The following is a 2,082-nucleotide window of genomic DNA, read 5'->3' as shown; positions in this document are numbered from 1 at the left end:
TCTTCGCGGGCAAGCCTCGCTCCTACAGATCACATAACCCGTGGGAGCGAGGCTTGCCCGCGAATGCCCTCAACGATCGGGTTGGATCAGGTGGCAGAGTTTGGCGGTCGCCTCGACCATCTGCCCACTCGGCCGCTCCAGGCCTTTTTCGGTGACCAAGAGCAACTGCTTGCGAACCACCGCATCGACTTGCGGCCAGGCTTTCCAGGCATCCAGCTGAGCCTGATCTCCCGCCAATATCACCTCGGGATTACGCAGCAACACCGCCTCCACACTCACCTGCGGCGCTGGCAATGTCAGATCGGCAAACAGGTTGCGCACACCACAGACATCCAGCGCATCACTGATGATCTGCCCACCACCAACGGTATACAGCGGCCGGTCCCATACCTGATAAAAGCCGCGCAAGGGCTGCTCCCGCCGATAACGCTGACGCAGCTCCGCCAGCCGCCCACGCAGATCGTCCGCCAATACCGTCCCACGCTCAGATCGCCCAAGCCGCGCGGCAATGGCTTCGATCTGTGCGGTGAGTTCGGCGAAGTTGTGCGGTTCGGCGACGAAGGTGGGAATTTTCAAGCGCTTGAGCTGATCGCGCTGGGCCGGACCGACGCTGCCGGGCCAGAGCAACAGCAGATCGGGCTTCAGGCTGAGCAGTCGTTCCATGTCCAGCTGACCGTAGCTGCCGACGGAGGGCAGATTTTTCAGTTCGACGGGACGTTCGCCGGCATCCAGCACGCCCACCAGCAAATCGGCGGAGCCCAGTTCGACGACAATTTCCGTAAGCGAGGGTGCGAGGCTGACCACCCGCTCCACCGCCATTGCCGAATCGCTTAAGGCCAGCAGCAGACAGGCCAGCCAGAGAGTTCGCATCAAGCCAGCTGGCGCGGGATACGGTAGAGGTAAAACAACACGGCGGTCGACAATGCCAGCAGCATCAACGGCACGGCTTCAAGACCGACGAACACCGCCAGTGCACCGATCCACGCCGGTAGGCTGGCGGCGAGGAAGGCCATGCGCCGCTTGGCCGCGAGGCTGATCCAGGCCGCGGGCTCTTCCGGGGTGTCGAGAGCTTTTTGCGTGGCGATCAAGGCGTGCTTGTAGCGACCGAAGAACTTCAGGCTGACAAACATCGAGGCCACGCCGGCGATGAAAAAAGGCATCGCCAGCACCGGCAGAATCGCCTCGCCTTCGCCGAACACGCCATTGATCACGAACAGCGGCAACAACGCCAACGCAAAGTATTGCCACCAGTTGAAGGACAGTCGCCGCCGTACCTGACCGCGAGTCACGCCCGGTCTACCTCGCCCTGGTGCTCGTTGCCCATCATGTGGTCGAGCTTGCTGGCCTTGGTCGCCAGGTAAAGTTTGTTGTGCGGGTTGTGGCCGGTGTGCAACGGCACGCGCTCGGCCACCACGATACCCATGTCGGTCAAGGCTTTGACCTTGCGCGGATTGTTGGTCATCAGACGCAGGGATTTCACGCCCAGGTGCTCCAGCATCGGCAGGCACATGGCGTAGTCACGCTGGTCGGCGGCGAAGCCCAGGCGCTCGTTGGCTTCAACGGTGTCGGCACCGCCGTCCTGCAATTCGTAGGCGCGGATCTTGTTCAGAAGGCCAATGCCGCGGCCTTCCTGACGCAAGTACAGCAACACGCCACGGCCTTCGCGGGCAATGGCCTGCAGTGCGGCCTCCAGTTGCGAGCCGCAGTCGCAACGCTGGCTGAACAGGGCGTCGCCCGTCAGGCACTCGGAATGCAACCGGCCGAGTACCGGGGCACCGTCGGCGATCTCACCCAGGCTCAGCACAACGTGCTCGCGGCCGGTGGCTTCATCGAGAAAGCCGTGCATGGTGAATTGCGCAAAAGGCGTTGGCAGCTTGGAAGCGGCGACAAAAACGACAGGCACCGGTGTGCTCCTGATCTAAGAAGACTGAAGATTCGCAGGCCGGCATTGTAACAGCAGGTTCCAACCGACGCTTAGGCTGAATTATCGAGCATAACCATCAAAAAGTCTGATATGGCCTGCCCAAACCCTCTGTGGGAGCGGGCTTGCTCGCGAAAGCGGTGTGTCATCGAGCGAGGATG

General features: G+C 61.9%; 3 protein-coding genes. All 3 read right to left on the bottom strand.

The window, feature by feature from the left end:
* Positions 1-69 precede the first annotated feature (69 nt).
* The 3 genes from ACW9JE_RS30400 to ribA are packed head-to-tail and all read right to left on the bottom strand — an operon-like array spanning position 70 to position 1,903.
* Positions 70-870, bottom strand: coding sequence for a cobalamin-binding protein (locus ACW9JE_RS30400; protein ID WP_457434866.1), 801 nt, complete (start codon positions 868-870; stop codon positions 70-72).
* On the bottom strand, positions 870-1,289 hold the full coding sequence (locus tag ACW9JE_RS30395) for an MFS transporter (protein WP_224541364.1): 420 nt from the start codon (positions 1,287-1,289) through the stop codon (positions 870-872). The genes ACW9JE_RS30400 and ACW9JE_RS30395 overlap by 1 nt, the downstream gene beginning before the upstream one ends.
* Positions 1,286-1,903, bottom strand: a complete 618-nt coding sequence (ribA, locus tag ACW9JE_RS30390; protein WP_044465292.1) for a GTP cyclohydrolase II — start codon at positions 1,901-1,903, stop codon at positions 1,286-1,288. The genes ACW9JE_RS30395 and ribA overlap by 4 nt, the downstream gene beginning before the upstream one ends.
* Between the last annotated feature and the right edge of the window lie 179 nt (positions 1,904-2,082).

The organism is Pseudomonas sp. SDO55104_S430 (assembly GCF_054070595.1).
Note: the sequence above shows the minus strand (reverse complement) of the source record. Positions and strands in the feature narration are given on the sequence as shown.

Excerpts from the sequence above, each read along its gene's own strand:
- ACW9JE_RS30400 (WP_457434866.1), bottom strand. The coding sequence starts at position 870 with ATGCGAACTCTCTGGCTGGCCTGTCTGCTGCTGGCCTTAAGCGATTCG.